1 protein-coding gene is annotated in these 1,101 nt (G+C 36.9%); it reads left to right on the forward strand.

The features are described from left to right. Positions 1-1,101 (forward strand): ATP-dependent DNA helicase RecG (locus tag ACEWK1_RS27650; protein WP_416636885.1); only part of this gene is annotated, 1,101 nt, incomplete at both ends.

Below are 1,101 nucleotides of genomic sequence, written 5' to 3' on the forward strand. Positions count from 1 at the left end.
GGTAAAAAAAGGTCACGTCTTACGTTCCGATTGTTAGTAGGACGATATTTGCTGTCAGTTGTTTGTTTTAATCGTCCTTACTTTAAAAATAAACTTTCTATTGATGCGACGGTTACAGTTACAGGGAAATGGGACAAACATAGACAAACGATTACAGTATCTAATCTTTTATTTGGCCCAAAACAAGATGTATCAGGAATTGAACCTGTTTATTCTGTTAAAGGAAAATTAACAGTAAAAGGAATAAGAAAATTTGTTTCAATTGCCCTTAAAGATTATCTTGAAGGTGTTACTGAGCTCTTGCCTGATCATTTACTTAATAAATACAAGCTAATGACAAGAAAAGAGGCACTTAAGACCATTCACATACCTGAGGAAAAAGAGGACCTTAAACAAGCGAGAAGACGCTTTGTTTATGAAGAGTTTCTTTTATTTCAACTTAAAATGCAGACGCTAAGGAAGGTTCAGCGAGAACAATCGAAGGGGGTTGTTCATCAATTTTCTAAAGAAAAGCATAAGGTTTTTCTTGATTCTTTACCTTTTCCATTAACAAATGCCCAAACACGTGTTGTAAATGAAATTCTAAGTGACATGACTTCACCTTATCGAATGAATCGGCTATTGCAAGGGGATGTCGGTTCCGGAAAAACGGTTGTTTCTGCTATTGCGATCTATGCAGCCTTCTTGTCTGGTTACCAAAGTGCGTTAATGGTACCTACCGAGATATTAGCTGAACAGCATGCTGAGTCACTTTTTCAATTGTTTGAGCCTTTTGGAGTATCAGTCGCTTTGTTAACTAGTTCAGTTAAAGGAAAGAAAAGAAGAGACTTACTAGAAAGAGTGGCAAACAATGAAATAAATTTATTAATTGGGACACATGCGCTTATTCAAGATGATCTCGCGTTCCATAAACTTGGACTTGTTATTACAGATGAACAACACCGTTTTGGAGTTGAACAAAGGCGGATGCTAAGAGAAAAAGGTGAACAGACCGATGTATTATTTATGACAGCTACACCAATACCTCGGACATTAGCGATAACTGCCTTTGGGGAAATGGACGTTTCAATTATAGATGAACTACCAGCAGGAAGGAAAACA

The sequence above is a fragment of the Metabacillus sp. YM-086 genome, assembly GCF_048059995.1.
Lineage (GTDB): Bacteria > Bacillota > Bacilli > Bacillales > Bacillaceae > Metabacillus > Metabacillus litoralis_B.